General features: G+C 71.6%; 22 protein-coding genes and 1 pseudogene. 11 read left to right on the top strand and 12 right to left on the bottom strand.

All coding sequences use genetic code 11. The features are described 5' to 3' along the window. Nucleotides 1-24: 24 nt before the first annotated feature. From ACGF2V_RS14115 to ACGF2V_RS14105, 3 genes are all read right to left on the bottom strand, one after another. Nucleotides 25-1,458, bottom strand: coding sequence for a lanthionine synthetase C family protein (locus ACGF2V_RS14115; protein WP_362705248.1), 1,434 nt, complete (start codon nucleotides 1,456-1,458; stop codon nucleotides 25-27). Then, the gene (locus tag ACGF2V_RS14110) at nucleotides 1,455-4,994 is read right to left on the bottom strand and encodes a thiopeptide-type bacteriocin biosynthesis protein (protein ID WP_362705250.1); all 3,540 of its coding nucleotides are present in this window, start codon (nucleotides 4,992-4,994) and stop codon (nucleotides 1,455-1,457) included. Before ACGF2V_RS14110 ends, ACGF2V_RS14115 begins: the two co-directional genes overlap by 4 nt. Before the next feature lie 91 nt (nucleotides 4,995-5,085). Beyond that, nucleotides 5,086-5,256 carry a gallidermin/nisin family lantibiotic gene (locus ACGF2V_RS14105; protein WP_362622052.1) on the bottom strand — a complete coding sequence of 57 codons (171 nt, stop codon included), beginning with the start codon at nucleotides 5,254-5,256 and terminating at the stop codon, nucleotides 5,086-5,088. Between the two features lie 339 nt (nucleotides 5,257-5,595). Here ACGF2V_RS14105 and ACGF2V_RS14100 point away from each other — a divergent pair, with 339 nt between their 5' ends. From ACGF2V_RS14100 to ACGF2V_RS14070, 7 genes are all read left to right on the top strand, one after another. After that, nucleotides 5,596-6,153: a sigma-70 family RNA polymerase sigma factor gene (locus ACGF2V_RS14100; protein ID WP_362622050.1), complete on the top strand. Its 558-nt coding sequence runs from the start codon at nucleotides 5,596-5,598 to the stop codon at nucleotides 6,151-6,153. Further along, nucleotides 6,150-7,229: a hypothetical protein gene (locus ACGF2V_RS14095; RefSeq protein ID WP_362705253.1), complete on the top strand. Its 1,080-nt coding sequence runs from the start codon at nucleotides 6,150-6,152 to the stop codon at nucleotides 7,227-7,229. Before ACGF2V_RS14100 ends, ACGF2V_RS14095 begins: the two co-directional genes overlap by 4 nt. A gap of 138 nt (nucleotides 7,230-7,367) precedes the next feature. Continuing rightward, nucleotides 7,368-8,006, top strand: coding sequence for a hypothetical protein (locus ACGF2V_RS14090; RefSeq protein ID WP_362622044.1), 639 nt, complete (start codon nucleotides 7,368-7,370; stop codon nucleotides 8,004-8,006). Further along, nucleotides 8,003-8,800 carry a hypothetical protein gene (locus ACGF2V_RS14085; protein WP_362705256.1) on the top strand — a complete coding sequence of 266 codons (798 nt, stop codon included), beginning with the start codon at nucleotides 8,003-8,005 and terminating at the stop codon, nucleotides 8,798-8,800. The genes ACGF2V_RS14090 and ACGF2V_RS14085 overlap by 4 nt, the downstream gene beginning before the upstream one ends. Beyond that, nucleotides 8,797-9,702 carry an ATP-binding cassette domain-containing protein gene (locus tag ACGF2V_RS14080; RefSeq protein WP_362622039.1) on the top strand — a complete coding sequence of 302 codons (906 nt, stop codon included), beginning with the start codon at nucleotides 8,797-8,799 and terminating at the stop codon, nucleotides 9,700-9,702. Before ACGF2V_RS14085 ends, ACGF2V_RS14080 begins: the two co-directional genes overlap by 4 nt. A gap of 7 nt (nucleotides 9,703-9,709) precedes the next feature. Beyond that, nucleotides 9,710-10,102: a DUF2511 domain-containing protein gene (locus ACGF2V_RS14075; RefSeq protein ID WP_362622037.1), complete on the top strand. Its 393-nt coding sequence runs from the start codon at nucleotides 9,710-9,712 to the stop codon at nucleotides 10,100-10,102. 108 nt (nucleotides 10,103-10,210) lie between these two features. Continuing rightward, the gene (locus ACGF2V_RS14070; protein ID WP_362622034.1) at nucleotides 10,211-11,017 is read left to right on the top strand and encodes a DNA-binding response regulator; all 807 of its coding nucleotides are present in this window, start codon (nucleotides 10,211-10,213) and stop codon (nucleotides 11,015-11,017) included. 186 nt (nucleotides 11,018-11,203) lie between these two features. Here ACGF2V_RS14070 and ACGF2V_RS14065 read toward each other — a convergent pair whose 3' ends face one another. Beyond that, a complete protein-coding gene (locus tag ACGF2V_RS14065) occupies nucleotides 11,204-11,950 on the bottom strand; it encodes an ATP-binding cassette domain-containing protein (RefSeq protein WP_362705259.1) in 747 nt (248 codons plus the stop codon). Between the two features lie 2 nt (nucleotides 11,951-11,952). Beyond that, nucleotides 11,953-12,756, bottom strand: a complete 804-nt coding sequence (locus tag ACGF2V_RS14060; RefSeq protein WP_362705262.1) for an ABC transporter permease — start codon at nucleotides 12,754-12,756, stop codon at nucleotides 11,953-11,955. 264 nt (nucleotides 12,757-13,020) lie between these two features. On the opposite strand from ACGF2V_RS14060, the gene ACGF2V_RS14055 reads away from it, so the two are divergent. The 4 genes and pseudogenes from ACGF2V_RS14055 to ACGF2V_RS14040 form a co-directional block, all read left to right on the top strand. Continuing rightward, nucleotides 13,021-13,332, top strand: a complete 312-nt coding sequence (locus ACGF2V_RS14055) for a hypothetical protein (protein WP_362622027.1) — start codon at nucleotides 13,021-13,023, stop codon at nucleotides 13,330-13,332. Nucleotides 13,333-13,532: 200 nt separating this feature from the next. Continuing rightward, nucleotides 13,533-13,739, top strand: coding sequence for a hypothetical protein (locus ACGF2V_RS14050; RefSeq protein WP_362705265.1), 207 nt, complete (start codon nucleotides 13,533-13,535; stop codon nucleotides 13,737-13,739). Nucleotides 13,740-14,343: 604 nt separating this feature from the next. Further along, nucleotides 14,344-15,321, top strand: a complete 978-nt coding sequence (locus ACGF2V_RS14045) for a terpene synthase family protein (RefSeq protein ID WP_362705428.1) — start codon at nucleotides 14,344-14,346, stop codon at nucleotides 15,319-15,321. A gap of 133 nt (nucleotides 15,322-15,454) precedes the next feature. Further along, nucleotides 15,455-15,657 (top strand): annotated as a pseudogene (locus ACGF2V_RS14040) (carboxylesterase/lipase family protein); the annotation flags it as partial. Nucleotides 15,658-15,736: 79 nt separating this feature from the next. On the opposite strand, the gene ACGF2V_RS14035 reads toward ACGF2V_RS14040, so the two are convergent. The 7 genes from ACGF2V_RS14035 to ACGF2V_RS14005 form a co-directional block, all read right to left on the bottom strand. Beyond that, the gene (locus tag ACGF2V_RS14035) at nucleotides 15,737-15,952 is read right to left on the bottom strand and encodes an EF-hand domain-containing protein (RefSeq protein ID WP_073784587.1); all 216 of its coding nucleotides are present in this window, start codon (nucleotides 15,950-15,952) and stop codon (nucleotides 15,737-15,739) included. Between the two features lie 159 nt (nucleotides 15,953-16,111). Continuing rightward, nucleotides 16,112-16,735 carry an ADP-ribosyltransferase gene (locus tag ACGF2V_RS14030; protein WP_362622233.1) on the bottom strand — a complete coding sequence of 208 codons (624 nt, stop codon included), beginning with the start codon at nucleotides 16,733-16,735 and terminating at the stop codon, nucleotides 16,112-16,114. Between the two features lie 173 nt (nucleotides 16,736-16,908). Beyond that, on the bottom strand, nucleotides 16,909-18,099 hold the full coding sequence (locus tag ACGF2V_RS14025) for a YncE family protein (protein ID WP_362705268.1): 1,191 nt from the start codon (nucleotides 18,097-18,099) through the stop codon (nucleotides 16,909-16,911). Further along, complete coding sequence (locus tag ACGF2V_RS14020; protein ID WP_362705270.1) at nucleotides 18,099-18,917, bottom strand: polysaccharide deacetylase family protein; 819 nt, start codon at nucleotides 18,915-18,917, stop codon at nucleotides 18,099-18,101. Before ACGF2V_RS14020 ends, ACGF2V_RS14025 begins: the two co-directional genes overlap by 1 nt. A 393-nt stretch (nucleotides 18,918-19,310) precedes the next feature. Next, nucleotides 19,311-19,826, bottom strand: coding sequence for an ATP-binding protein (locus ACGF2V_RS14015; protein ID WP_362622015.1), 516 nt, complete (start codon nucleotides 19,824-19,826; stop codon nucleotides 19,311-19,313). Nucleotides 19,827-20,079: 253 nt separating this feature from the next. Beyond that, on the bottom strand, nucleotides 20,080-20,847 hold the full coding sequence (locus tag ACGF2V_RS14010) for an enoyl-CoA hydratase-related protein (RefSeq protein WP_362705272.1): 768 nt from the start codon (nucleotides 20,845-20,847) through the stop codon (nucleotides 20,080-20,082). Nucleotides 20,848-20,933: 86 nt separating this feature from the next. Next, nucleotides 20,934-22,184, bottom strand: coding sequence for an Ig-like domain-containing protein (locus ACGF2V_RS14005; RefSeq protein ID WP_362622009.1), 1,251 nt, complete (start codon nucleotides 22,182-22,184; stop codon nucleotides 20,934-20,936). Nucleotides 22,185-22,300: the final 116 nt, after the last annotated feature.

Below are 22,300 nucleotides of genomic sequence, written 5' to 3'. Positions count from 1 at the left end.
GATGCGTCGAAGGCGGCCGGGCGGTCATGCCAGCCCCAGCGTACGGTCCCAGGGGAGCGGCCCGTCGGCGACGGGCAGCAGCGCGAGGGCGACCCCCGCCGCGCCCTCCAGCATGCCCGCGGTGTCGACGGCGCGGTGGGGTACGGGCGAACGGGCCGCGGCCGGGAAGCGCATGAGGTGACGGAACGCGAAGGGCGCGCTCTCATCGACGAGGTTCAGCACCTTGCCGGTCAGACGTCGGCGTCCGGCGCGCAGTTCGGGGTCGTCGGTCGCCTCGGCGACCCGGGCCACGACGCGTAGCAGGCCCGCGTATCCGTGGCAGACAGTGGGTCCCTCGATCGCCCACTCCGACTCGTGGCGGCGCAGCGCGGCCCGCAACGCCGCGACCGCTGCGGCGCGCCAGTCGGGCCGGTCCAGGGCGGTCCCTGCCCGGAACAGCGCGGCGGCGACGCCGGGGGTGCCGTAGCACCATGCCGTGCGGGTGAACAGCCGTCGCGGGCGGCGCGGCGCGAGCTCCTCGTCCCAGCCCGCACGGGCGGGCCAGTACGGACCGGAGTCGTCGCTCAGCGTCCAGCCCAGCAGCCAGTCGGCGATGCGCTGAATGGCGTCGCGCAGGTCGGGCGTGCCGTGTCCGGTCCCGTACGCGGTGCTCAGCACGGCGAGCGGTCCGGCGATGCCGTGCGCCATGCCGAGGTTGAAGTCCCCGCGCGGGTACGTCTCGCGGTCCCGGGCGCTGATCTGGAGACCGGCGGGCACCCACCAGCCGGGGACGCGGTGGCCGTCGGCACGGACCGGTGCGGTGAGGTCGACGAGGTGGCGCAGGGACGTGGCAAGCGCCGCTTCGACGACGGGGCCGCTCTCGGCCGGGTCGGCGACCGCGTCCAAAAGCAGTCGGGTCGTCCCCGACACACCGTTGACCAGGTCGTACGCGGCCCAGTCGACACCCGGGCCGCTCCTGCGCGCCCGGGCGCGGAAGACCCGCAGCCGTTCGGTCTGGTCCGCGGCCACCCAGGCGGCGAGCCCCCGCCGCAGTGAGCGGTAGTGGCCTTCGGGCCCCGCGCAGGTCTGTGCGGCGGCGAGCAACGCGGCCGGTCCCGAGAACAGGCCCCGGCTCGGCGCGGTTGCCATGGCGCGCCCGGCGGCCACGAGGTGGCGGTGGGCGACCTGCCGCCGGGCTTCGTCGGTACGGGCCAGTTCGCCGTGGAGGAGGGCGGTGCCCGGCAGCCCGTTGGCGAGTGTCAGAGGACCCCACATGACGGCGTCGTAGACGGGGTCGCGGTTGTCGTCGCGCGAGGCTACGGCGGCGACGTACTCCGGGTCGGCGAGCCGCTCGGCGACGAGACCGACGACCGCGTCCGCGGCGGGGGCCGGGCCGGGGTCCGGAGTGCTTCCCGCGCCGGCGGGGGCCGGGGGGCCTCCTGTGGGGGGTGTCTCGGGGTGGGTGCTGGTGGGGCTCACTGCTGGTGCCTCCGGCGGTTGGCGTGGTCCTGGACGGCGCCGCGGGCGATGCCGAGCACGGTCATTTCGCGGGCGCCGGAACCGCCGAAGAGGCGGTTGCACACCATGTGCAGCAGACTTCCGACGACCCGCCCCTCGGGCGTCTCCCCCGCCGCGCGCACGCACGCGGCGAGCCGTCCCACCGCCCGGTCGCGCGGGCGCAGCGCGTCGAGGACACGGGCGCCGGCCGGGTCCCGCGCGAGGACGGGCCAGCCGGCGTAGGGGTCGACCAGTTCGCGCCAGCGCGCGCTCCGGGCGCGGAAGGCCGCGGGGAGGTCGCGGCGCGAACCGGTCATGGACAACCAGGTCGCGGCGGCGTCGTCGCCGTACCCCTCGGCGGCCTTCGGACCACCGGGCACGGGCGTCCCGAACGCGTGGGCCAGCGCGGCGCAGGAGAGGACGGCGAGGTCGTCGACGTCGTAGCCGTTCGCGGGGTCCTTGGCCACACGCAGCAGTGCGACGGCGGCCTCGCTGTCGTACCGGAAGACGTCCTCGGCCGGGCGCCGGGCGGCGGGGCCGCCGTAGCGCTCGGTCTCCGGGTCGTACTGGTCGAGACTGTGGCCGCGCACCAGTCCCTCCCGCTGCCACCTCCGCAGCAGCGCGCCGAGCGCCGGGACGGCCGTGCCCCACAGGGTCTCGGGACGTGTGCCGTGCAGCCGCAGCCGCAGGTGGTGGCCGCGGTCGTCGGTGTACCGGACGAAGAACCAGCGGTCGGCTCCGTGCCGCCCGGCCAGCTCGACCAGTTCGGGCACATGCTCGCGCAGCAGATCGTCCTGGGCGCGCGCCGAACCGTGCAGCTTGAGATAGAGCCATTCGCCACCGAGGCCGTGGACCGGGCGCGGGGTCCGGGGCGTGTGCGAGGTGCGAGGGGAGTGCGGCGTGTGGACGGTGTACGGGGCGTGGGGCCGGCCGGGGGTGGTTGGCGCGTGCGGGGTGCGGAGCGGATCCGGGGTGCGCGGGGCGCTCGCTGCGGGCGAAGGCGCTGCGCCCGGCGTGCGGCTCTCGGTGCGACCGCTCCTCACGGGGCCGCGGCTTCCGGCGTACGGGCGGCGCAGCGGCCGGCCCGCGGCCCGGCGGGTCATCGGGACGACCAGTTCGACGACGTGCCCCGCGAGCGGACTGTCCAGCCAGTCCTCGTGCTCGCCGGGGACCTCCTGGGCGATGAGGTCCGGATGGCGCGCCAACTGGTCGAGCAGCAGTTCCCGGTGCCAGACGTCGTCGAGGTCGAGCAGCAGCCGCTGGTCGGCGGTGACCGCGAGGACCCGACGGGGCACGTCCCAGGCCGCCCGCCAGTCGGCCACGGCACGCCCCCAGTCGGCGGTACGGTCCCCGTCGTCCCTCGTCCGCAGCTCATGTGCCCGCGTCCGGAGGCCGTCCGGCCGCCAGACCGCGGAGGCCAGCACGAACCGCCCGCGGCGCAACCGGGGGACGAACGGCGCGTCGGCGAACGGGCCCCAGTTCCAGGGTTCCCAGAGCCGCTGCCCTTCCAGCCCGATCTCCCACAGCAGGCGGACGGCGTTCGGGGCCTGCGCGGGGGCGCTGACCATGTTGCCGAGGACGGGCACGATCTCGCGACGGGTGGGCATGTGCACGGCGGTCAGCCGGTCGAGGGTGGCCCCGATGCCGATGTCGACCAGGCGCAGTTCCTCCGTACCGGGCGCGTCGGGCAGGCCGACACCGATGCGCCGGCCGGTGGCCGGGATGGTGTGGGCCAGATTGGCGGCCCGGCCCGAGCGCGGCCGGAAGGCGAGGTCGACGGCGACGGCGTCCTGGACGTGCACCGGGTTCTCGCGGTGCAGAGCCGCGAACTCCGCCTCCCAGGAGGGGTGCTGGTCGGCGAAGCGGGCGAAGGTGGAACCGGCCCGGTGCGATCCGGGCGAGGGCGAGAGAAAAACCAGGAACTCCCCCGCGTCCAGCGCCGCCACCGAGGGGGCGACCACCTGCACCGTCACCTCGCAGGAGTTGGGCACGTCCGCGAGGTCGGCCGTGTCGTGACACAGCTCGTCGAGATCCGCGTCGTCGAGGACCGCCTCGCGCCGCCCGGACCGCTGCGCGACGGCCACGAGCCGGGCCACGGCGCGGTTCCTGCGGGCGGTACGAGGGCCCTCGAACGGCTCCGCCGGCACGGGCGCCGCCTCGCTGTTGGGCCAGCCGTAACCCGCCGGGGCACCGAGTCCGGTCGACGGGTCGAGGAGTTCGAGGACGGGCACCACCCGGTCGGCCCCGTAGACGTCGAGGAACCTGCGGTGGTGGTCGCGCAGCGCGAGGAGACCGAGCTTGGGCCGGGACAGCCGCCACATCACCCCGGCGGCGGCCTCGATCTCGTCGCGCACCGCGTACGGCAGACGCACATCGGCGTCGAGGCGGGTGTCGACGTGCAGGGGCGTGTCGTCGCGTTCCAGCGACCGCGCGGTGCTCAGCAGCCCGCTCAGCTCCTCCCGGCCGGCGCCGACGGGCCGGGTGTCGTACGCCTTCCTCCGCTCTTCGACGGCCAGCAGCGCGTCACGCATCCGGAGGGTCTCCCCGGACGGTTCGGTGACCCGGGCGAGCAGTCCGAGGACGTGGTGCAACGGGTCACCACCGTCCAGGGGCGGGCGCAGTCCGGTCAGGAGGATCTCCTGCCGCACCAGTTCGGCGAGCAGACCGCGCACCCGCTCCGGGGACGCGCCGGGGAACGCCTCGGTGGTGCGCCGGAGCAGTTCCCCGTACGGCAGGGGGTGGATGGCCTCGGCCACGGCCCGTTCCACCGCCGCCGTCCTGCGCACGGACACGGCGGAACGGCCCTCGCCGCCCTCGCCCGGGGGCACGCCCTGCGTGGAGGGGGCGGTCAGGACGAGGCGGTCCCCTCGCGCGACAAGGGCCTGGTGCGCCTGGACGGTGAGCGTGGACAGGACGGCCGGATCGCGTTCCAGCCGGTGGCCGATCCTGGTGAGCCACTGCATGTCGACATGGGTGCGAGTGCGGTGCGCCGTGCCGCGTTCGACCTTGGCACCGGTGCCGAACCGGCCGCGGGCGACGCCCGCGAACAGGCCGAACGGAGTGGGCCGGGTGCGCATCCTGATGTCGTAGCGGAGCACGGCGAGCGCGGCCCGGCGCAGTTGTCCGGGCTTGATGCCGCCGGGGCCGTGCTCGGAGACGCGACGGACCAGGGCGCCGAGGCTGGGAGAGGCGAGATCGAGCGCCTCGCCGAGAACCGTGTCCGCGGCGGCCGAGGCGAGGAGTCCGGCGCAGGCGTCGAGGGACCGGGGGTCTCCCCCGGCGGGAACGCGCAGGCCGCTCCCGGCCTCGGTCCGCGCCCCTGACGGAGGCGTCGGCGGCGCCAGCGGCGCGCGGTACAGGAAGACGTCCTTCGCCTCGAACGGCGTCCCGGGCGATGTCCGGCGCGGCTTCCGGGCGGATGTCCGGGGCGGTTCTTCGGTCGGTGTCCCGGGTGTCCCGCCGGGCGGCATGCCGAACGGTGACGGTGTCCCGGGCGGCGTCTGGGGCCGTTCCCTCACCGTCGTCCCCCTTCTCGTTCTCGTCCGGGCGGGCCCGGGGACGGTCCGTGGGGCCGCGCCGTCGTCCGCCCGGCCCCACGGTTGCGCGCCGTCAACAGCAGTGACTGCAGCCGGAGCCGCCGCCCTCACTGGTACATCCGGGCGTGCAGTAGGAGATGCTCGTGATGGCGGGGCCGGCGACGGACTGCTCCACGCCGATCTCCAGGTCGAGGTCGAACAGGTCGGTCTCGACGTCCGACAGCGGGGTGGGCTTGATTCCCATGCTGAACTCCTTGCTCCTCGGGGCCCCTTCGGCTTCCTTGACGGAGACCGAACGGTGGTCACGGAACGTGATCCATACATCACGATCCATGGCCGTCCGCGACCGTTCAATAGATTCCGCCCCGGTTGGCAGTCCTGGCAGTCCCGGCAGTCTCCGCAGGCAGTCCCGCGATCGAGGACGTCGATGCCCCCGCGACCGCTGCCCTTCACGGGCCGGACTCACGCCCATTACCACGACGGCCCACGACACGAGGACCGACCGCCACTCGCCCGGCTGAAAAATCCTTGATCGCGCCGACGGACGGTGAACCGTTCAGCGCTTTCTTGATACGTACGTGATGTGTGCTCGGACGAAGCTCTGCTATCCGCCGTCGCCCACGGCGACCAGACCGCCCTGCGAACGCTCTACGACAGGCATGCCGGCGCGATGCTCCGACTCATCCGCAGACTCACCTCGGACCAGGGCGTATCCGAGGAGATCCTGCAGGAGACGTGGCTGGCCGTCTGGCGCTCGGCGGCCGGTTTCCGGGGCGATTCCTCCGTCCGGGGCTGGCTGATGGGCGTGGCCAGACGACAGGCGCACAATCAACTCCGCGGGCGCCGACCCCAGTTGGCGGATCTGTCGGAGGCTCGGGACGTGGCCGACACCGCGCCGAGCGTCGAGGACCAGGTCGTGGTGGAGTCCGAGCGTTCCGCACTGCGGGAGGCGGTACGCGCGCTGCCCGAGCATCTGCGCGACGTCCTCGCGCTGGTGCTGTTCGAAGAGATGGCCTACCCGGAGGTGGCCACCGCGCTCGCCATCCCGGTCGGCACCGTCAAGAGCCGGATGTCCCACGCACGCAGGCGGCTGGGCAACATGCTCGCCGCCACGCGGCTGGAAGGATCGGGACAGCTATGAGTGATCACCTCGCGGACGACGTCCTGGCGTGTCTGGCACGCGCCGGGACCGTCGACGCGCACCACAACCGGCATCTGGGCGAATGCTCCGACTGCCGGAAGAATTTGGCAGTTTGGCAGCACATCACGTACGCGGTCCGCGCCGAGGCGGAGGCCGAAGGGGCCGTGGCCGTACCGTCCTTCGACGACCTGCTCGGAGTCCTCCCCGCCGCTGTCCCGCCGGTCGGTGCGGCTCCCCGTTCCCCCGTCGCCCCCGCCGCCCCCGTCGTACCTGCCGTGTCTGCCGTCCCCCCCGCCCCCCGAGCGGGACAGGCATCGGCCGCCGTACGGAAACGCTTCGCCGGACGGAGAACCGGGACCGTGACCGGCCGGGGATCCGCCACGCCCGGCGTCACGTCGACGGCCGCCTCCACGCCCGTCTCGGGCGCGGCCACCGGCCGTGCCGCCGGTCTCGTACGGCCCTGGAGGACCGCCTGGCAACTGGCCGTCCGGCAACTGGTGCTGATGCCCCGGCTCTGGGCGCCGCTCAGCGCGGCCGGCCTGGTCGCCGCCGCCCTGGTCTCCTCGGCGCAGATGCAGGAGCACATCGGGATGCGGCTGTTCGGGGCGGTGGTCGTGCTGTCCGCGCTGTTCGGGGCGCTGATCGTGGCCTCCCCCCGCCGGGATCCCAGACGCGAGCTGCTGTTCACACTGCCGGTCTCGCCCGCGGCGGTGTTCCTGGCCCGCCTGGCGACGGTCCTCTGCGTCGATCTGGCGCTCGCCATGGTCTGCTCCGCGTTGGTGCGGGGGCCTGGCTGGTGGGCGGTGGTGGCGAGTTGGCTCGGCGAGTCGCTGCTGGCGGCATCCCTCGCCCTCGCGCTCTCCGTCCGTTTCTCACCGCCGGTGGGCGCGGCGGCGGGGGGCACGCTGTGGTTCCTCGGCGTGGTCGGCGGGCCGCACGGACTGCTCAGCACGCCGGCCGACGCGCTGCTGGACTCGCTGCTGTCGACCACTCCGTGGACGCTTGCGACGACGGCGGCCTTGCTGGTGTGGGCCGCCCGGGCGATGCGGTCGTTCGGCGAGCAGGCGTCGTCGTAGCTCCGCCGTACGGGGCGCGCGCACGCGCGCCCCTGCCCCGCACCGCCGCTTCCGGCTCCTGGTGTGAACCGTCCCGGGCCGGACCGCTACGTACGGGGTGTATCGGGAGGCAGGGGAAACAACGGGAGGAGCGGAATCATGACCGCTGTGCCGTGGTGGGCCCACGAAGTACGTCGCTGCGGACGGCAGGCGTTCGTGCTGCCGGTTCTGGCGGCGCTCACCGCCTTCGCGGCCGTGGCCACGGGGTCCGGCACCGGGGTGGTTCTCAACCGGGCGCTGCTGAGCTGCGCCGTCCCCACCGCCACGGCCCTGGCGTGTGCGGCCGTGGTGGCGCGGGAGCCGATGCTGGAGCTCCATCTCTCCCTGCCCACCCCTTATCCGCGCACGGTCGCCCGCCGGTTGGCCTGGCCCGCGTCCGTGACGGCGGCCGCCGTCCTCCTCCTGGTGGGGCTGGTGGCGGCCACCGGTCACCGCCCCGGCCCCCTGGCCGCCCTGCTGGAGCTGTCCGGTCTTGCCGTTCTCCTGAGCGGTGCCGCCGTCTGGGCGACGGTACGGACGGGGTCGGCGGCGCCCGGGACCGGGCTGGTCGTCGCCGTGGTCCTGGCGAAGCTGTTGTTGATCGACCGTGTGGTGCCCGAAGGGGCGGCGCAGGCCGTGCCCGCCCTGCTGATCGGGTGCCATCTGTTCTCGCTGTCGCTGCGCGCGCTCCGCCCGGGTGCCCGTTGCGGGGCCCGGCTCGGTCATGGCGCCGCCCACCTCGACCCCCGGGAGGCATGATGACCGCTCTGTTGTGGACCCTTCGCTACGAGGCCCTGATGACGGCCCGCCGAAAGGTGGTCTGGGGCGCTGTCCTCCCCCTGGCCCTGCTGAGCCTGCTGCTGGTGATCACCTCGCCCGTCGTCGGCGGCCAGGGCGATCCGGCCGCCAGGACCGGAGCGGCAGGGGTGGTCGTCAACACCTTCTGCACCCTCGGCGTGGGTATCGCGCTCGCCGACCGGTTGCGGCGCGGTCTCGAAGCCCGCGGCATGGCCGAGTTGCTGGCCGCCACCCCCGCGGGGCCGCTGCCCCGCACCGCCGGGGTGCTGGGGGGACCGCTGCTGACCGCCCTGGCGCCGGTGGCCGGTCTCTATCTGCTGTACGCCACGGTGTTCTCGGTGGTCGGCGGTTCCGTCGCCCCGGTCAGGTCCGCGGTGATCGCGCTGGTCGCAGCCGTCGCACCGGCGGCGCTGCTGGTCACCACCTTCGCCGGGCTCCTGGGCGTGCTGCTGCCGGTGGCGGCGGCGCGCGTCGTGACGGTCGTGGTGTGGTTGTGGGCCTGTCACTTTCCACCGACCTTCTCACCACTGCCCACGCCGACCGGCACGGTCCTCTCCCCGCTCGGCGGCTACCCCTTGGCCGTCTGGGCTCACGCCCCGGAGGTATGGGCCACCCGGCAGGGCACCGGGGCCCTGCGCCCGGCGGTCGACGACGCGGCGGCGCTGTTGAACGTCGCCCTCGTCCTCGCGATGGCCGCGGCCTGCTATGTGCTGGGGCATCTCGCCGCCCGCACCGGACGACACGGAGCATCATGAACATCACCACGGAACGGCTGACGAAAATCCACCCCGGCGGCCTGTGCGCATTGGACGCCGTCGACCTCCACATCGAGAGCGGCACTGTCGGGCTGCTCGGCGCCAACGGGGCGGGGAAGACAACGCTGTTGCGCATCCTGACCGGTGTGCTGCGTCCCACCTCCGGGCGCGTCCACGTCGCCGGGCACGATCTGTCGACTAGCGCCGGGCTCACCGCCGTGAAACGCACCCTGGGCTATCTGCCGCAGGAGCTGTCCCTGTATCCGGACCTGACGGCACGCGAGTTCCTCGACTACATCGGTGTGCTCAAGGGCATCCACGACAAGCGGGAGCGGCGCCGTCAGGTCGACGAACGGATCGCCGAAGTGGGTCTGGCCGACCGGGCCCGGGAGCGACTGGCCGGCTTCTCCGGAGGGATGAAGCGGCGGGTCGGTATCGCGCAGGCCCTCATGGGTGCCCCGTCGGTGCTGATCGTCGACGAGCCCACCACCGGACTGGACCCGCATGAACGGATGCGCTTCCGCACGCTGCTCGCGAGCCTCGGTCACGGCCGCACGGTGCTGCTGTCCACCCACATCCTCGACGACGTCGCCCAGACCTGTCCCGATGTGGCCGTGCTCGCCTCTGGCCGCCTGGTCTTCCACGACTCCACCACCGCCCTGGTCAGTCAGGCCGCGGGCTGCACCTATGTGTGCCGTCCCGCCGGCCCCGCCGAAGGGCCGCCGCCCGGCGCCGAAGTGGTGAGCGCGGTGACCACCTCGGCAGGCACCGAGTACCGCATCGTCACGACCACTCCGCCCGCCGGGGCCCGCCCCGTCGAACCATCGCTCGAGGACGGATACGCCGCTCTTCTCGGCGCCGACGTCCGGACCCGCCCCACCAGCACTCCGACAGTGAGGTAGCAGACACATGACCACGCATCGCCGTTGCACCGCCGTCTCGGCTCTGACCGGTGTCGCGCTCCTGGCGCTCACCGCCTGCGGGGGCAGCGGCCTCAGCGAACCGGCCACCACGGACCCCGTACCGCTCCCCAGCCCGACCGCCACCAAGCAGGAGGTCAGCGAGAAGAACCTGGGCTACACCTGGCCGCTGACCGTCGATCGCGGAACCGCCGAATGCCGCAAGGGCGATCAGGCCGTGATCACCGTCCCCGACGGCACGACGTACGCGCTCAACGACCGTGCGCGGGACGCCGGGTACGCCGACATCGCACCGGTGCGCCTGTCCGGGGACGGCGGCGACAAGGTGAGCCTCGGCACGCTGATCAGCAGGACACTGAAACTCTGCAAGGTCGACCGATGACCGGAGACAGGTGTTCGCGGGCGAGTCATGGGCGTGACCCGACGTTGTGTGTCGCCCAGTGACCGCGGGACGACCATCACCGGGATCGACGCTACGGGGAACAGCGCCTTGCACCACAGCGAGCAGCAGCACGCACCGACCGCCACCGAGCTCCATGTCCTGGCCCATTCGGGACTCAAGCCGTACTTCGACCCGCCGCACGCGCTGCTGGGCATACTTCGTTCCGGTCTGGACCGGGTCGAGTTCATCAGCGCCGCCCGGCTGAACGCGCCGTGTGGTGCGCTCGATCTGCCGGTGCTGATGCCGGTCACCAGCGAGTTCCAGGCCGAGGAACTGCGTGCGGTGAGGGTGCGGCATCCGTTGTCCCTGCTCATCGCCGTCACCAACGACATCTCCGGGTATCGGACGTACTACGCGATCCGATCCGGCGCGAACTTCGTGCTCAACCTCGCCATACCTGGCGAGAGCCAACGCGATCTGCTCTATGCGCAGCTCAGGGCGCATCTCCTGGCCGGCCCCGGCGGTCCTTTCGCCCCCGTCGGGACGGCGGCCGACCGTGCCGAGGCCACGGCCGCCGGTGGGCAGGACGTACTGGTGGATCAGGTGGGCCCTCACCGTTGCCGGTTCCATGATGGAGAGCCTCCGGCGGGGGCTGGGGCCGACCGTGAGGGCGATGTCCCCGAGCAACGTCGGCGTCCTGCCGCGCCCTCGTACGATGCGGAGCTGTTGCGGTTGCTCTGTACACCCATCACTGTGGCCGAGATCGCGCGCCGTCATTACTACTGTTCCGAGCGGTCCATGTATCGCCGTATCCGCAGGCTCTACGACGATCTGGGGGTCGGAGGCCGTGCCGAACTGATGTCGTTGGCCGCTGTGCTCGGTCCGCGCCGTCCGGTGACGGCGCGGGCCTGCTGACGGTCGGCCCGACGGCGTGAGGCTGTTGGCGACGTGAGCCTGTCGGTGGCGGGGCAACCCGACCACCGCGCATGCGCGGCCCCTTCGCGGGACGGGCTCTTCGCATAGGCGACTTCTTCCTGTGCGGGAAGTGGCCGTGCACTCGGGCCGGGGCGGCCCCCGGGGTGGACGGGGGCCGCTTCCGGGTCAGCGGATGGCCGCGTCGGCAGACTCCAGGAGGTGGAAGAATCCGGCCTCCACGTCCCCGTCGACGGCGAGCCCGGCGAGGGAGCCTTCGTACTGGGTGCGGCCGGATGCCAGCACCTGCACCGTGTCGCAGACCTGGGCGACTTCCGCCAGTTGGTGGCTGGCGATCAGCACCGCCACTCCTTCGTCGGCCAGTGAGCGGATGATTCCGCGCATCTCGCGGATGCCGACGGGGTCGAGGCCGTTCGTGGGTTCGTCGAGAACGATCAGCCTCGGCCTGGCGAGCAGGGCGACGGCGATGCCCAGCCGCCAGCGCATGCCGAGGGAGTACGCGCCGACTTTGCGCCGTCGTGCGTCGGTCATCTTCACCAGGTGCAGCGCGGGGTCGATCCACTCGAACGGTACGCCGCGCAGTTTGGCGTGCAGCCTCAGCGTCTCGTCGGCCGTGAGGTTCGGCCACAGGCCGGGGACCTCGATCAGGGCGCCGACCTCGGCCAGCGCTTCGCGTCCGACCGGCCTGCCGAAGATCTCGATGGTGCCCGATGTGGGGCGTTGAAGGCCGAGCAGGGCTTTCATGAGGGTGGTTTTGCCTGCGCCGTTCGGTCCCAGCAGGCCGTACACCTCTCCGGCCTCGACCGTGAGGTCCACACCGTCCAGGGCGCGGTGGGGGCCGTAGTGCTTGTGCAAGCCTCGGATGGTGAGTGCCCGCGCCGTCTGTGTGTGCTGGCGGGCCGGTGTCGCGGTCATGGTCAGATCTCCTTACGGCGCATGTGCAGGCTGCCGACGACCAGCAGGACCGCGGTCAGCGCGGCGGCGAGGCCCACGGCGAGCGGGATGGCTGACATGTCGGTCACCGGGCTGTCCTTGGGGAGCGGCACCCCGTTGGGCCCGATTCCGGCGAGCGGCAGGACCACTCTCATCGGCCAGGCGAACGGGACGGCGTACCAGAAGACCTTGTCCGAGACGAGGGCCCCGCAGAGCAAGCCCGCGACGCCCACTCCGATGCTGGGGCCCATGCCCCACACCACCGCGACCAGCACCGCCAGCGCTGTCATCGACAGACCCACCAGCCAGGGCAGGTACACCGCGGCGACCACCGTCCCCATCGCTCCGGGGAAGCGGCCGCCGGCCAACGCGCCGAGGGAGAGCATCACGAGGAGCACGGTGGAGGAGAGGAACCCCAGAACGCCGAGGGCGGCGACCTTGCCGATGAAGTAGCGCCCACGTGGCACACCGTAGGAGAGCAGCAGCCGCCAGGCGTCCTGGTCGGCACGGACCGTGAGCGCCGCGGCCAGTCCGGCGGTCATCGGTACCAGCACGCCCCAGAACTCCAGGGTCACGTTCCGAAACACCTCGAAGGTCTGGCCCGCCTTGGCCTCGGATGAGCCGAGGGCGCCGAGGAAGAGAGGGATCGTGATGACGACGGGGGCGAGAAGGTGGTACCAGGGAACGAACCCTCGTTTGTTGCGGGCGAGTTCCGTACTCACCACCGTCGCCAGCGAGGGGTTGTCGCGACGCCCCGCGAGAGGCGGGGCCGCCATGTCGTACGCCATGTGTACTCCTACCTGGCCACTGTCGGTTGCACGAGGTACGTAGCCGTGGCCCGCGTCGAGGTTCACGGCCGGGGAGGCGTTGCCCCGTTCGGCAGCTGTCGGACAGATGGCGGACGACTGCCGAACGCCTGCCAAACGCGTGGCCGACGGGGGTGTCCCGCCGCACCCGAATGGGAGTGTCATGAGCGCCGCCGGGCTGTGCGCGCACCGCATGAGGGGCTCGTCCGCCCGGCACGGTCACACCACCGTCAGGGAGGAACATCGATGAACACACTCCGTCGCACGCTCGCCGTCGGGGTCATGGCCCTCACGTTCGCCGGGTTCGCGATCCCCGCCGCCTCTGCCCTCCCGGGCACCGCCCGGGCGGCCGTGGCGCGCGACATCTCCGTCATGAAGACCTGGCATGCCACGGTGCAGTGCCAGATCGTCCGTATCAGCGACAACCACGTCATCGGGTACGACAGGGCCGACGGCACCGGCAAAACCGAACAGGCGGCCATCAACGACGCGGCGCGCAACATCCCCGTCCCGGCGGGTCACTACAAGCGCCACTGCGACGCCAAGCGCACCTGGTAGCCTGCGGGAAGGGGGCGGAGGACTTCGCCCCCTTTTCCGTTTCCCCCGCTCTTTCCTCCCCCCCTTTACTCTCCGCCGTTCCTCTCCGCCGTTCCTCTGCGCTTACCTTTTCCCCTCCCCTCCTGCTCCCCGCCTTTTCCCCCTTTTCTCTCTGTTGATCCGGGACGTGAGCGATGCCTGAGAACCCGAGTGTCTGGGAAGTGCGGCTGGGTATTTACGCCACTCCGCAGCAAGCCGAAGAGATCAAAGAGCGCATCGCCAGGCTGCTCTGCCCCGATCCCGACCACGCCCCGCCGTGCCCGATTCCGTGGTCGGTGTCCCTTCGCCATGAGGAGGGGCTGGAAGAGGAAGGCTCGTACGCGGAACTGATCGAGCAGGCCGAGGCGGAGAAGCACCTCCGTCCGTAAGCCGGGACCGACCCCGATCCTGGGGCCCGAGTCCGGGCGCCGCCCCGTGCCGTCCGCATACGACGTTGCCTCAGCCGGGCGCGCTCCAAGCGACCCCAGCGGACCCGTGCCTTCCCCAGAGGCCGTGTCCTGTGAGGCGGGGGTTCGCAACGGCGCGAATTCGTCGATTTTCGCGCGGGTCGGCACGGACGGTGGAACTGCGGCGCGTCTGTGCCCAACATGGTTCGTGAACCACTCACAGACGATCAGATGTGTCCAAGCATCAGACACTTTCGGTCACATATGACCTCCCTCTCCCTCCCCCGCAAGATTGACCGGGGGATCACGCATGATGATGTCGCCGCCCTGTCCCGGGCGGGGCGTTTGCCGTCGTGGCCTGCAGACCCGGCCCCGATGCCCCGAACCGGGGGAGGAGAGTGAGCAGGGATGGCCGTCTCATCGCGCACGGCGATCCTCTGGCCGAAACCAGACGCCGAAGGGCGGCCCCCGCTCCTTGCGGACCGGCGCCGACGCACAAATTCGATCAGTTCCCCATTCATACCGTTCATCCGCATCGTCTTGACGAGGGGCACCAATGAGCCAGATCGCGCTGCCAGCTTTTCACATGCCGTTCGAGAGCACCGGATGCAATCCCGGCATCGAGGAGACCAGGAAAGCCGCCTGGGAATGGGCCGAATCCCAAGGGCTCGCGCTCTCCCCCACGGCCCGCAAGAAGATGATCCGGACCAGGCCGGAACTCTGGATCTCCCTCATATTCCCGAATGCTTCACAAGAGCATCTCGATCTCTTCTGCCAATGGCTCTTCTGGGCCTTCCTCGTCGACGACGAGTTCGACGACGGTCCGGCCGGCCGTGATCCCCTGATGTGCGAGGCGGCGATCGACCGGCTGGTGACCGTGCTCGACGGCGGGCCGCCCCGCGGTGCCATGGAGCACGCGCTCGTCGGGCTGCGGGAGCGGACGTACCAGGGCCGCCCTGCGCACTGGATCCGGCAGTTCCGCCGGGACACGGTCGCCTGGTTGTGGACCTACTACGCCGAGGCCGTGGAACGGGCCGCGGGACAGGTGCCGACCAGGGAGGACTTCGTGAGGCATCGCCGGGATTCCGTGGCCATGCAGCCCTTCCTGGACCTCCATGAGATCACCGCCGGGATCGACCTTCCGGAATCGGCCCGCGCCCTTCCCGCGTACATCGCCCTCCGCAACGCCGTGACCGATCATTCCGGGCTCTGCAACGACATCTGTTCCTTCGAGAAGGAAGCGCGGCTCGGTTACGAGCACAACGCCGTACGGCTCATTCAGCGCGAGCGTGGAGGCACTCTGCAGGAGGCCGTCGACGAGGCCGGGGCGCAACTCTCGGGTGTGGCGGAGCGCGTCCGGCGCGCCGAGCGGGAACTGGTCGAGCAGATCGCGGCGGCCGGGATCGAGGGCCCTGCCCGGATGGCGTTGGAACGGTGCGTACGGGACTACCGCGGCCTGGTCCGGGGGGACTTCGACTACCACGCCCGCGCTGAGCGCTACACCCGTCCGGATCTGGTGGAGATCGACGACCGGGACACGTTGTCCCGGTTCTTCGCCGCCTGACCGGCCGCGCGAGAGCCAGGCCCAAAACGGGCGGGGCCGGGGCCGTCCAGGCCGGTGCCCCATGGCCCGACGGGACTTTGGCCCTCCCCTTCCTGCCAGGCGCCGTTCCCTACGCCCCGGCCACCGGGGCCGCACGGTGGCTCTGGCCGGCCCGGACGCCCCGCAGGAACTGGCCGACGCGATGCACGCGGCGTGGGTACGGTTCGCGGCCACCGGCAAACCGGGCCGGCCGGTGTGGGACGCGTCCCGTCCGGTGAGGGGCTTCGGCCGGGACCATCCGCCGTGGTGTGCGCCCCGCGCGACGACGAACTACGTGGGAAGGCCCCCGGCCCGTGAACGTCGTCACGGGCCGGAGGCCCCGGCGGTTCGGCCCTTGTCCGGATCATTTCTTGTCCGGATCAGCCCCCTGGCATGCTCAACCCTTGTTCCGCGATGCCCAGAACTCGTCGAACGTGAGCAGCCCGTCGCCGTTGGCGTCGTGGTCGTTGATGATGGCCTGGGCCACCGTCTCGGTGACGTGGGGGTCGCCGAGCTGAGCCATCACGCTCTTGTACTCGGCGGCCGATATCAGCCCGTCGCCGTTCAGATCGAACCGCTCGAACGCCTTGCGTGCCGACTCGATGTCCGCCACAGCTCCGCCCTCCGTAATGCCTGACCAGTGCCTGACCAATGCCTGGTCAGTGCTTCATGACGGAGGTCAGATTAACCCGGCTCCATGAAGGGCGGTCGCGGCGGCCGGTCGTCACGCACGCTCCGTCCGCCACCGGCCGGACCTCGGCGGCTTGGCGGCTCAGCCGCGCCACGGCCGGTAGTGCGGGTTGTCGACGCACTTGCTCATGATCTCGGTCTTGGTCATCGGGTCGATCGGGCAGGCCCCCACGATGAACGTCCGGTCGACGCCTCCCGGGAAGGCGACCTCCACCTGGTCGGCGTACTTGTGGGTGTCACCGATCGTCTTGTTGATGTCGACGCCGCCGGGGGCGTCGATGTAGTAGTTGAACGCGGCCTTCCACCGCTTGTACAGGTCGTGGTCGTACGTGGTGGAGACGTACGGCGAGGGCTGGTTGACCAGGACGTACTTCTCCAGGTCGTACTGGCCGTACGCGATGTCCCGGGCGTGGAAGCCCTCGTCGAAGATCGTCTCCGGACCCCGGCTGTCCGCCCGGTAGAGCTGGCGGCAGTCGCTCCGCCAGGCGGGCCTCGGGGTGATCCGGCCGGCGTCGACGGGGTCGGCGGCGGCGAAGAGGCGGTCGGTGACGACCGGGCAGTCACCGGGCTTGAACGCGGCCGCCGCAGAAGCAGCGGGGGCCGCCGGGGCTGCGGGAGCGGCCTCGGTGGCGGCGGCCGGGCCAAGCGCCGCGGCGAGGGAGAGGACGAGAACTGCGGCCCGGTGCCGCACAAGAGAAGTGATCATCATGCGGATCACTGTCCCGGCAGAACCGTTACCGGCTGCGCACCATCCTCCGATGGTGAGCGGGTCCGGAGGAAGGTTGACGCCCGGCCAACCGATTCACCCCCAGGTCGACCGAAACATTTGATCCGTCCGATTTGCGCGATCTATCCGACTTGCGCCGGTCTCGGGGGTCGTCAGCGGAAGACGCCGGTGTGACCGAGCGAGTAGCGCCCCGGCTGCGGGTAGACGGCGAGACCGTGCGGGCCGCTGCCCACCGGGATCCGGGCGAGCTGTTTGCCGCTGTCGGTGTCGATGGCGTAGACCTCGGAGTGGTAACGGCCGCTCAGCCAGAGGACCTTGCCGTCGGCCGAGACCCCGCCCATGTCCGGACTGCCGCCGTTGGGCAGCCGCCATTTCTTCGTCACCTTGCGCTGCGCGAAATCGAAGACGGAGATGGTGCCCTCTCCCCGGTTGGAGACGTACATCTCCTCGGAGTCGCGGCTGACGTAGAGGCCGTGGGCACCCTGGCCGGTGGGGAGCAGCTTCGGGGTGGTGAACTTCTTCCCGTCCAGCGCCCACACCCCGTTCGCGATCATGTCCGCGATGTAGAACGTGCCGCCGTCGGGCGACAGCTTCACGTCCTGCGGCATCGCCCCGTGGAGCGGGAGTTTCTGCTGCCCGACGACCTCCATCCGCGCCGTGTCGACCTTGAGGAGTTCGGCGGAGAACTCGCAGGAGACGATGAAGTACCGCCCGTCGGCGGAGTAGTCGGCGTGGTTGACCCCGGCGCAGCCGACCGGGACCGTCTTGACGGTCTTCATGGTGTGGGCGTCGCGGAAGACCAGTTCGCGGTCCATGGAGGCCATGACCACGGCGTACTTGCCGTCGGGGGTGAAGTAGAGGTTGTACGGGTCGGAGACGGGCACCGTACGGCCGACCCTGCCGGTGGCGGGGTCGATGGCGGTCAGGCTGTCGCCGAGGTCGTTGTTGACCCAGAGGGTCTTCATGTCCCAGGACGGGACGACGTGCTGCGGCTGGCGGCCGACCTTGATGGTCCTGATGACCTTGTACGTCGCGGGGTCGATCACGGACACCGTGTCGGAGTTGGTGTTGGGGACGTACACGCGGGACGGGAAGTTTTTGACGGCCGGGGAGAGCTTCCCGGGCCGATCGGCGGCGTAGACGTCCTTGGGGTCGAGGACGGGCGGCATGCCGGGCAGTCCGGGAGCGGTGGTCGGGACGACGCGTGCGGCGCCGGTGGGCAGGGCGGCCTCGCTGCCGACGGCCTCGGCGTTTCCCTTCTCGGCGGAGGAGCCGCAGCCGGTGAGGGCGGCGAGGAGGACGCCCCCGATCAGGGCGGCGATGTGCTTGGCGGAGGGAAACATCAGGTCAGCAGCTCCGTGGTCGTCACCGCGCGCAGTCCGCCGCGGTCGATTTCGGCGAGGAGGAGAGGCGGGGCGGGGACCGTGTCCGCGTAGCCGAGATGCGGGCGCACCACCGATCCGTTGCGGATCTCCCCGGCCACCTTGCGGGAGGCGGCCGCGGCACCGGGAGAGGTGAAGTCGAGGGAGTCCACGTCGCAGGAGAGGACGTGCGGGTAGCCCGGCCGGGCGGCGAGCCGCTGTACGAGCGGGGTGGCGTACGGGGAGCCCGCGGGCCGGAACCAGGAGCCGATGGAACCGGTGAGCCGTCGCAGCCGCCCCGCACAGCCGGTGATCTCCTCGTACGCCGCGGCCTCGCCGAGCGAGCAGATGTCGACGTGGTGCCGGGTGTGGTTGCCGAGGTCGTGGCCGCCGTCGAGGATGCGGCGGGCCGTGTCGGGGTGCGCGTCGAGCCGGCTGCCGACGGCGAGGACGGTGATCCCGGCGGGGACCCGTCCGGCCTCGGCGAGTACGGCCCGGGCGAGGGCGGGGTCGCCCTGGCCGTGGAAGGTGGGGGCGGCGCGAGGGCGGTCGCGCGGACCGTGGTCGATCTGGGCCGGCTGTCCGGGGAAGCGCTGCGGCAGGGGCGCCGGGCGCGGGGCCGGAGGGCGGCCGGTCGCGGTGGCGGGTTTCCCCGGGCGCGCCCCGGCGGCGGTGGCCCGGGCCGACGCACCGGGGGCGTCGCGACGGTCCGCGCAGCCGGCGGCGAGGCCGGCGAGTACGGCCCCCGCTCCCGCGCACAGGGCCCTGCGGCGGCGCACCGGTCCGTCGGAGGCGTTCATGCGCAGACACGATAGGGGCGGGAGGCCCGCAGGGCGGCGACGCGCGCGCATGGGCGACGCGGACGAATCACTCGCCGAATCCCGTAAATGTTCGTGCTTTTCCAGGCAAGTGACCCATCACACCTGTGAATGATTGAAGAAATGGCAACATATGCAGGGAATGTCCCGTTTGCACCTTTGGCGGTGAGGTCGCCCGTCTGCCATAGTCGGTGACACGACCCGCATCGACCCGAGCTCGGTCGTCACGAGCGGCCGTGAACACACCCCCCATGTCACGGCCCCACACAGCAGCCCCCGAAGCGCCTCACAACGGCAGCCCGGGGGCCGCTGTGCTTCCGGGGCGACCCCCGGGAGTCCGCGCGCACCGGCCCGACGGTGACGGTCGGGCAGTGGTCAGCGGTCGGAGGTCCGCATCTCGAACCAGGTGGTCTTGCCCCGGGGCAGCAGATCCACTCCCCACCGGTCGGAGAGCTTGTCGACGAGGAACAGCCCCCGCCCGCTGACGTCCATCTCGCGCACGGGCATCAGGCACGGCAGCCCGCGCGAGGGGTCGCGCACCTCGATCCTGATCCAGCCGCGGCGGCGCAGCATCCGCAGGCCGAAGACCCGGGCGCCGGTGTGCCGCACCGCGTTGCCGACGAGTTCCGAGACGAGCAGTACGGCGTACTCGGCGATCTGCGGCGAGAGCCCCCACTGCCGGAGCGCCACGTGCGAGGTGAGCCGCCGTGCGTGGGCCGCGGACTCCGGACGGGAGGGAAGCCGCACCTCACCCTCCGCCGGATCGCCGAACAACTCCATTGCCTCGTACGCCCGTTCGTCTTCGCCGTTCGCCGTCCAGCGTGCCGCCGTCGCGCCCGCGCGCGGTCGCGGCTGTTCCACACCCTCCAGGCCCGCCATGCACACCATCATGACCGCACGGCGGGCGCCCGGGGGGCCTTTCCGAAGGAATCGCCACTCCAGAACGCAATAAATCTGCAGTATTCGCATGGCATATGCCAGCGACAGGACGCCGCCCGGAATCACTGCCCCGACCTGCGAGGGTCACACCTCCGGGCGCATAATCCCGCTCACATCGGTGGCCGGATCCCGAGAACCCCTCAAGATCCGGCGAGTCCGCCCGCACGGAGCAACCGTCGCCCCTGCACGCATAACTGACGTCTCATCAGAGGAACGTGGCCTTGCCCGGCCCCTCCTCCACGAAGCTGCGCATGCCACGCTGCCGGTCCTCCGTCGCGAACAGCCCGGCGAACCAGTTCCGTTCGATCGTGAGCCCGGTATCGATGTCCGTCTCCAGGCCCGCGTCGACGGACTCCTTGGCGGCGCGCAGCGCGAGGGCCGGGCCCTTCGCGAGCGCGGCGGCCCAGGCACGGGCCTGCTCGTACACCTCGGCGGCGGGCACCACGCGGTCCACCAGACCGATCGTCAGGGCCTCCTGCGCCTTCACGTGCCGACCGGTGAAGATCAGGTCCTTGGCCCGGGAGGGGCCGACCAGCCGGGCGAGCCGCTGGGTGCCGCCCGCGCCGGGGATCAGCCCGAGCAGGATCTCGGGCTGGCCCAGCTTCGCGTTGTCGGCCGCGATCCGGAAGTCGGCGCAGAGCGCCAGCTCGCAGCCGCCGCCGAGCGCGTAGCCGGTGACCGCGGCGACGACCGGCTTGGGGATGCGGGCCACGGCGGTGAAGGCGTCCTGGAGCGCCTTGGACCGCACGACCATCGCCGTGTGATCCATCGCCTGCATCTCCTTGATGTCCGCGCCCGCCGCGAACACCTTCTCGCCGCCGTAGAGGACCACGGCCCGCACGTCGTCGCGGCGGGTCGCCTCCTCGGCGAGATCGCGCAGCCGGTCCTGGGTGGCCACGTCCAGGGCGTTCATGGGCGGTCGGTCCAGCCGGATGGTGCCGACGCCGTCGCTTGCTTCGAGGGTTACGGTCATGGGAGGAGGTTAACCGTCGCTCACGCGGGCGGGCCCGGTGCTGTGGGTCACAGCACCGGGCCCGCCCGCGTTCCGCACGGCCGGAGCTACTTCGTCCACTCCGACCAGGGCATGTTCCAGCCGTTGAGGCCGTTGTCCGGCCGGATCGTCTTGTCCTGGGAGTTCTTCACGATCACCACGTCGCCGATGAGCGAGTTGTCGAAGAACCAGGCCCCGGCCGTCTTCTTGCTCCAACCGCCGCGCACGTCCTGGAGACCGACGCAGCCGTGGCTGGTGTTGGCGCTGCCGAAGACGCCGGGACCGCCCCAGTAGTTGCCGTGGATGAAGGTGCCCGAGGTCGACAGCCGCATCGCGTGCGGGACGTCCTTGATGTCGTACTCGCCGCCGAAGCCGACGGTGTCACCGTTCATCCGGGTCACCTTCAGCTTCTCGCTGATGACCATCTGACCGTTGTACGTGGTGGTCGCCGGGGCGCCCGCCGAGATCGGGATGTCCCTGATCTCCTTGCCGTCGCGGACGACCTTCATCCGGTGCGTCTTCGCGTCGACGGTGCTGACCTGGCTGCGGCCGACGGTGAAGGAGACCGTCTTGGCCTGCTTGCCGTAGACGCCCGGACGGCCCTCGACGCCGTCGAGGTCGAGCTTCACGGTCACCTTGGTGCCGGCCGCCCAGTACTTCTCGGGGCGGAAGTCGAGGCGGTCGTTGCCGAACCAGTGGCCCTCGATCGGCACGGACGGCTCGGCCGTCACCTCGATGGCGTTCTCGACCGCTTCCGGGTCGGTGATGCCCCGGGTGAAGTGGATCGAGACGGGCATCCCGACACCGACCGTGGAGCCGTCCTCCGGGGTGTACTGCCCGATGAAGGTGTTCTGCGGGACCAGCGTGGTGAAGCTGGTGTCCTTCGCCGACTCACGGCCCTTCGCGTCCTCGGCCACGGCGTGCACCTTGTACTTGGTCGCGGCTGCCAGATGCCGGTCGGGCGTCCAGCTCGTGCCGTCCGCCGCGATCTTCCCCTCGACCTCGGCGCCCTTGGGGTCGGAGACCTTGACCGTGGTCAGCTTTCCCCGCGCCGCGGAGATCTTCAGCGCCCCGCTCGTGGCGACGGACTCCGCCCCGTCCTTCGGCGCGACGGTCACCACGGCCTGCGACGCGGTGGTGTCCTCGGCCTTCGCCCCGTCCTTGCCGTCCCGGCCCGCGTCCCCGGCGTCGTTCCCGCCGCACGCCGTCACCAGCATCAGCAGCGCCCCCAGGGCCAGAGCCAGTGGTCCGCCGGCTCCGCGCCCGCGCCTTGCGCTGCCCGCCCCGGCCGATCTCCCCGACATCGGCTGCCCGTTCAATGTGTTCGTCTCCCCTCGCACGGCCCGGCCCCGCCAAGGCCCTCGGGGGCCCTGGGCCCCCGCCCCCGCGCGCTGCACATGCGCGCTCAGCGAAAGATAATCACACTGATCGCGGC

Origin of the sequence: Streptomyces sp. NPDC047982 (assembly GCF_043204165.1) — a bacterium.
Lineage (GTDB): Bacteria > Actinomycetota > Actinomycetes > Streptomycetales > Streptomycetaceae > Streptomyces.
This window is presented reverse-complemented; position numbering and strand designations above follow the sequence as displayed.

Bases quoted from the DNA above. Each gene is read 5' to 3' on its own strand.
- ACGF2V_RS14065 (WP_362705259.1), bottom strand. From the start codon at position 11,950: ATGACCGCGACACCGGCCCGCCAGCACACACAGACGGCGCGGGCACTC.
- ACGF2V_RS14030 (WP_362622233.1), bottom strand. From the start codon at position 16,735: ATGATCACTTCTCTTGTGCGGCACCGGGCCGCAGTTCTCGTCCTCTCC.
- ACGF2V_RS14015 (WP_362622015.1), bottom strand. From the start codon at position 19,826: ATGATGGTGTGCATGGCGGGCCTGGAGGGTGTGGAACAGCCGCGACCG.
- ACGF2V_RS14105 (WP_362622052.1), bottom strand. From the start codon at position 5,256: ATGGGAATCAAGCCCACCCCGCTGTCGGACGTCGAGACCGACCTGTTC.
- ACGF2V_RS14020 (WP_362705270.1), bottom strand. From the start codon at position 18,917: ATGAACGCCTCCGACGGACCGGTGCGCCGCCGCAGGGCCCTGTGCGCG.
- ACGF2V_RS14025 (WP_362705268.1), bottom strand. From the start codon at position 18,099: ATGTTTCCCTCCGCCAAGCACATCGCCGCCCTGATCGGGGGCGTCCTC.
- ACGF2V_RS14095 (WP_362705253.1), top strand. From the start codon at position 6,150: ATGAGTGATCACCTCGCGGACGACGTCCTGGCGTGTCTGGCACGCGCC.
- ACGF2V_RS14055 (WP_362622027.1), top strand. From the start codon at position 13,021: ATGAACACACTCCGTCGCACGCTCGCCGTCGGGGTCATGGCCCTCACG.
- ACGF2V_RS14085 (WP_362705256.1), top strand. From the start codon at position 8,003: ATGATGACCGCTCTGTTGTGGACCCTTCGCTACGAGGCCCTGATGACG.
- ACGF2V_RS14090 (WP_362622044.1), top strand. From the start codon at position 7,368: ATGACCGCTGTGCCGTGGTGGGCCCACGAAGTACGTCGCTGCGGACGG.
- ACGF2V_RS14060 (WP_362705262.1), bottom strand. From the start codon at position 12,756: ATGGCGTACGACATGGCGGCCCCGCCTCTCGCGGGGCGTCGCGACAAC.
- ACGF2V_RS14080 (WP_362622039.1), top strand. From the start codon at position 8,797: ATGAACATCACCACGGAACGGCTGACGAAAATCCACCCCGGCGGCCTG.
- ACGF2V_RS14075 (WP_362622037.1), top strand. From the start codon at position 9,710: ATGACCACGCATCGCCGTTGCACCGCCGTCTCGGCTCTGACCGGTGTC.
- ACGF2V_RS14045 (WP_362705428.1), top strand. From the start codon at position 14,344: ATGCCGTTCGAGAGCACCGGATGCAATCCCGGCATCGAGGAGACCAGG.
- ACGF2V_RS14010 (WP_362705272.1), bottom strand. From the start codon at position 20,847: ATGACCGTAACCCTCGAAGCAAGCGACGGCGTCGGCACCATCCGGCTG.